The following is a 4975-nucleotide window of genomic DNA, read 5'->3' on the forward strand; positions in this document are numbered from 1 at the left end:
GTCGGCGTGCGCCGACACCGTCGTCCCGGCCGCCGTCCGGCTGCCGAAGGCCGGGTCGTACGCCGGCTGCGGCACGATCGGCGGGCGCTGGCTGGCCGCGTACGCCCCGGGCAGCCGCTCCCGCAGCCGGGCCAGGTCGTACGCCGGTTCGGGCACGCCGCTCACCCGGAACTGGAGCAGGGTGCGGGTGTTCGGGCCGTACCCGGGCTCGGTGGGCGGCGGGCCGCCCTCGGCCGTCCGGTCCGGCGCGTCGGTGTGCTGGTCGTAGCGCGGGTCGAAGCCGGGCAGCGGTGCCGGGGCGTCGTTGTAGAGGATCAGCGTGCTGCCCGGCGCCACGGTGGAGAAGTCGACGAGCACATCGGCGCGCTCACCCGGGGCGAGCAGCAGCGTGTGCCCGTCCACGTTCAGCACGGTCGGGTCGAGCCGGTCGTAGCGGTACCCGATCGGCCGGTTCGGCAGCACCACCGGGGCGGGCAGCAGCCCGGCCTCGTTGCCGATCTGGACGAACTCCGGGCCGGCGGCCCGTGGGTCCGGCACACCGCCGTCCCGCCCGTCGCTCGGCCAGGCGGCCGGCCGGTTTGGCGCGCGTACGGCGGGCACCATCGGCACCTCGCCGGCGTCCGCGTCGGCCAGGACGCCGTCGTCGGTCCACATCGGCGCGTCCGAGCAGGCCCGGTAGAGCTGGAGGTTGAGGCTGCGGTCCAGGCAGGCGTTGAGGATGCGGAACCGGTACGCGCGTGGACGCACCTCCAGGTACGGGTAGGCGACGCCGTTGACCAGCGGGGTGTCGCCGTACGCCGCGGGCACCGCGGACGGGTGCGGCACCCCGGGGCGCAGCGGCGGCTCGGTGGGCGCGCCGACGGGGTCGTGGTGCGGGTTCGGCACCGGCCCCGGTCCGGTCGGCGGTGGCCCGCCGGTGATCCGTTCCGCCAGCGGCCAGCCGTCCACCGTGGGCTCGCCGTCGGCCCGGCTGCCGTCCGGGGCGGGACTGCGCGACCAGGGGCCGTAGTCCCACCGGCCGGTGGGATTGCGCCCGCCGGACCGGTACGGGTTCTGCCGCGGCTGGTAGACGTGGGGGTGCCACAGGCTGCCCCGGGCGCCCCACCGTTCCCGGTCCCAGGTCGGGTCCTCGGCGGCGAGTTGGGTGTCGTCCGGCACGAACGTCTTGTCCTCGATCACCAGCGGCAGCTGGTCGGCCGGCAGCACCCCGTCGGCGACGAGCTGGTCCTCGACCGGGTCGGTGAGCAGGTAGGGCGCGAGCTGCCCACCGTAGACGGTGAGCCGGGCCAGGCCGAGGGTGTTGTCGTGGAACCAGAGCAGCCGGCCGCTCTGCTCGTTGGGGAAGTAGAGCGTGGTGGCGCCGGCACCGGGTGGCGGCATGTCCGGCACGGGCGTCAGGCCCGTCCCGGTCGGGTACGGGGTGATCTCGCCGGCCGGGGTGATCCACTGGCCGGGGTTGCCCGCGCTGGTCCAGCCGGTCTGCGCCCCGGCCAGGTGCAGCACCGCTCGATTCTGCGGGTACGGCGCCGGGCCGTCCAGCGGGCCGATGCCGGCCCCCTCGACCGTCTCGTCGACCGGCAGGAACAGCTCGCCGGCCCGGCCGGTGGGGAGCTGGTTGATGAACTTCACCCGGACTGGCCGGCCCCGCCGGGCGTGGATCATCGGGCCGAGGTGCCAGGGCCGTTCCGGGGGCGCCACCGTGTTGTGGCCGGACGCGTCGGTGCCCAGGTTGAGCTGGCGGTAGCCGCGCAGCCGAGTGGCCGGCAGGTCCCGGTGCAGGCGTTGCGTGTACTCCTGGAGCCCGATCTCGTAGTAGTCGCAGCCCGGGTAGCTGATCGTGTCGGGCACCGCCACCGGCAACCGCCCGCCGAGGTCGGTGCCGCCCGCCCGGCCCGGGATCGGCAGCGCGTCGACGAACTTCCGCAGCCCGGTGCCCGGCACCGGCCGGCCGTCGGGGGCGCGCGTCGGGCGGGGACTGTACGCGACGTTCGGCACCGGCCCGAAACAGCGCGGCACGGCGGTCGGGTCCAGGCTCGCCGCGGGGGCCCTCTCCTCGGCGGTACGCGCGGCCGGGACGGACACCGTCCGGGCGAGGCTGTCGGAGGTGGGCCGGTAGAAGAAGGTGGAGCGGAGTCTGCGGAAGATCGCCATGACTCTCCCCGGGGTTGGGGCACGGGGATCGCCACCCCGGCGTGGCGACCCCCGGCACTCTGCTGACGGGCGGTGAGCATTCAACCGCAGCATGCGACGTCGGAGGCCGGATAGGAATTACCCAATCGTCCGTATCTGGGCTGGCCCCGGTCGGTGGGGGCCCGGTCAGCCGGGCGGTGGGGTGTGCGGCTGCTCCGGCTGGCAGACCGGGCACCAGTAGGTGACCCGTTCGCCCAGCTCCTCCTTGCGGATGGCGGTGCCGCAGCGGCGGCACGGCTGGGCGCGGCGGCCGTACACGTAGCTGGTCTGACCCCGGTGCAGCGAGCCGGTGGTGCTCTGCGTCCAGCGGCCCCGGTTGGCGGCCAGCAGCCGCTGGGCGAGCGCCACCGTGGCGGGCAGGTCCGGCACCGCGGCGACGGGCGTCCACGGCGACACGCCCCGCAGGAACAGCACCTCGCACTTGTAGAGGTTGCCCACCCCGGCCAGGTTGCGCTGGTCGAGCAGGGCCTCGCCGATGCTCTGCTCCGGGTGCGCGGCGAGCCGGTGGACCGCCTCGGCCGGGTCCCAGTCCGGGCCGAGCAGATCCGGCCCGAGGTGACCCACCAGACCGTCCTCCTCGGCGGTCGGCACCAGGGCCAGCTCGTGCAGGTGGTAGCCGACCGCCACCGCGCCGGGGGTGCGCAGCACCACCCGGATCAGGTGCGCGGGCCGGCCGCTCCACCGTTCCCCCGGCGCGTACGCCCGCCAGGCGCCGTCCATCCGCAGGTGGGAGTGGAGCGTCCACCGCGCGTCGTCCGGGGCGGTGAGGCGCAGCAGCAGGTGCTTGCCCCGGCTGGCCGACTCGCGGACGGTCCACCCGGTGAGGTCGGTGGTGGCCAGCTGCGGCACCCGGAAGTCGGACCCGGTGAGCCGCGCGCTGGCCAGCGCGCGGTGCAGCACGCGGGCGGTGTTCCAGACGGTGTCACCTTCGGGCACCCTGCCATCCTCCCTCTTTCGAGCAAGGTTCGCATGTGTCGCTATTTGTAGGCAGGTTCCTCATGATCTCCTGACATGCGAGGGTCAGGGGGTTCTGAGGAGAATGCCCATGACGCGACCTCATTGTCGTATCCGATCCGCTACCCTCACCGCCACCCTCGCCCTCGCGCTCACCGCCGCCGTCGCGCCCGCCACCAGCCTTTTCCCCAGCGCCGTACCCGCAACCGCCACGTCGCTCACCCTGACCGCCGCCGTGCCCGGTGTGGAGCGGTGGAGCGCCGACCTGTCGGTCGTCGACCGTGACGACGTCAACGTCCGGCGTACCGCCGCCGGGCTGCGGCTGCGCGAGGCGCGCACGGCCGGGCGCAGCCCGCGCAGCCCGCACAGCGCGGTCGCCGAGGGCATGCTGCTGACCGCACCACGCACCCTCGCCCGACCGGCCACCCGGGTCCGCGCCGAGATCAGCGCCGACGTCCCCGCCGGCGCCAGCGTGGAGGCGCAGGTCCGCGGTTGGCGGGTCAGCGGCTGGACCGAATGGCGGTCCGCGACCGCCGGCGTGGTCTTCGACCGACCGGTCCGCCGGGTGCAGACCCGGGTGGTGCTGACCGCGCGGGCCGGCGGCGCCACCGCGACGGTACGCGGCGTCCAGCTCACCGCCGACGCGACGGCAGCCGTCTCCGCCGCCACGCCCGGCCTCACCTACCGGGTGTACGCCACCCGGATCGGGCTGGTCGGCGAACTGACCGCCAACGGCCGCACCATCCAGCCGCGCGACCACTTCGCGGCGCTACCGTCGCGCCGGAGCCTCTCCCCGCTCAACAGCGGCGACTACACCGTGCGGGTCTGCACCACCACGGGCGCCCGCTGCGAGTACGCCCCGGTCTGGGACGTCGGGCCGTGGAACACCCGCGACGACTACTGGAACCCGTCCGCCGTACGGGAGAACTGGAAGAACCTGCCGCAGGGCCGGCCCGAGGCGCAGGCCGCCTACCAGTCCGGCTACAACGGTGGGCGGGACCAGTTCGGGCGTACGGTGCTCAACCCGGCCGGCGTCGACCTGGCCGACGGCACGTTCACCGACGGCCTGCAGCTCACCACCAACGCCTGGGTGGACGTCGCCTACCTGTGGACCGGCGGCGGGCCGCGCGGCGTCGTCGGTGCCGGGCCGCTCAACATCCGCAGCGGGCCCAGTACGTCGTACAGGGTCCGCGGCCTCGCCGCGCGGTTCGCCAACGTGCCGATCCAGTGCTACGTCACCGGTCAGTCGGTCGCCGGCCCGTACCGCACCACCACCAGGTGGAACCGCCTGGCCACCGGGCAGTACGTCAGCCACGCGTACATCTCCGCCGTCTACGGCGGCGGCGTGCCGGTCTGCTGAGTCGGCCCTACCCCGGCGGGGTCGTCAGGGACGCTCGTCGGGGCGGGCGGGGCGCACCATGTCCTGGTAACGCGGGTGGCTCGCCCCGTACACGGCGTAGTTGAGCCGGGCGTGCGACAGGCTCAGGTCGCCGTTCGCGCCGCCGCGCACCGCGTCGGCGTCGGCGTCGCTCTGACCGTCGTCGGTCCAGAAGCAGACCGGGCAGGTCCCGCCGCCGGTCCGAGAGGCACAACAGGGACAGCCCACGGGAACTACGTGTTCACCCACCGGGGCAGCATTCCATAGTCGAATGTCACCCGGCCACCCGCAGGAGGTCGCCCGGACGCACCCCGAGGACGTCCACCGCTCGGCCGCCGTTGACCGCCACCGCCACCAGATCGGCCGAATCGACGTACACCACCAGGCCGCCCTCCGGTGCGTCGCCGAACGTCCGTCCGCGCACCGCCCCGCGGGCCGGTGCGGGCCCCGGCG

At 74.8% G+C, this 4975-nt stretch carries 4 protein-coding genes and 1 pseudogene; 1 reads left to right on the top strand and 4 read right to left on the bottom strand.

Annotation, left to right across the window (positions count from 1 at the left end; all coding sequences use genetic code 11):
* Both AB0J68_RS27065 and AB0J68_RS27070 read right to left on the bottom strand, forming a co-directional pair.
* Positions 1 to 2151 (bottom strand): annotated as a pseudogene (locus AB0J68_RS27065) (hypothetical protein); the annotation flags it as partial.
* Positions 2152 to 2316: 165 nt separating this feature from the next.
* Complete coding sequence (locus tag AB0J68_RS27070; RefSeq protein WP_363941133.1) at positions 2317 to 3126, bottom strand: zinc finger domain-containing protein; 810 nt, start codon at positions 3124 to 3126, stop codon at positions 2317 to 2319.
* 109 nt (positions 3127 to 3235) lie between these two features.
* Between AB0J68_RS27070 and AB0J68_RS27075 the strand changes: the two genes are divergently transcribed.
* A complete protein-coding gene (locus AB0J68_RS27075) occupies positions 3236 to 4504 on the top strand; it encodes a hypothetical protein (RefSeq protein WP_363941135.1) in 1269 nt (422 codons plus the stop codon).
* A 24-nt stretch (positions 4505 to 4528) separates the two neighbouring features.
* On the opposite strand, the gene AB0J68_RS27080 is transcribed toward AB0J68_RS27075, so the two are convergent.
* The gene (locus AB0J68_RS27080; RefSeq protein ID WP_039905669.1) at positions 4529 to 4771 is read right to left on the bottom strand and encodes a CPCC family cysteine-rich protein; all 243 of its coding nucleotides are present in this window, start codon (positions 4769 to 4771) and stop codon (positions 4529 to 4531) included.
* Between the two features lie 25 nt (positions 4772 to 4796).
* Positions 4797 to 4975: SAM hydroxide adenosyltransferase (locus tag AB0J68_RS27085; protein WP_363941138.1), on the bottom strand; the 179-nt coding region annotated here is incomplete at its 5' end.

Source organism: Micromonospora sp. NPDC049580 (assembly GCF_040675595.1).
In the GTDB taxonomy this organism is placed as follows: Bacteria; Actinomycetota; Actinomycetes; order Mycobacteriales; family Micromonosporaceae; genus Micromonospora.

What these genes read in the sequence shown, in the direction of transcription:
- AB0J68_RS27075 (WP_363941135.1), top strand. Translation starts at nt 3,236, where the DNA reads ATGACGCGACCTCATTGTCGTATCCGATCCGCTACCCTCACCGCCACC.